This is a genomic window from Bacillus sp. FG16 (genome assembly GCF_057809515.1).
In genome coordinates, this window is sequence record NZ_JBMDKC010000398.1 from 1 (window position 1) to 324 (window position 324).

1 pseudogene is annotated in these 324 nt (G+C 37.7%); it reads left to right on the forward strand.

From position 1 onward, the window contains the following. Nucleotides 1-324: pseudogene (locus ACODS7_RS32910) on the forward strand (terminase large subunit); the annotation flags it as partial.

Sequence of the window (324 nt, forward strand, 5' to 3'; positions counted from 1 at the left end):
ATGATGTTCTGGTGTCAGGTTCAGGTGCTCGTCCGAATCCACTCATGATGATTATTACAACAGCTGGTTTCAACTTGAGCCATCCTTGCTATCGTGTGGAGTATCAATATGTTTCTAAGATTTTGGACCCCAATATTGATATTGAAAACGAAGAATATTTTGTCATGGTTAATGAATTAGATAAGGATGATGAGATTACGAATCCAGAAGCATGGGAGAAAGCAAATCCAATCCTATGTAGTTATGAAGAAGGGTGTTCTTTTTTAAAGGGAGAACTTCAATCAGCTCTTGATGTACCTGAGAAAATGCGTAATTATCTCACGA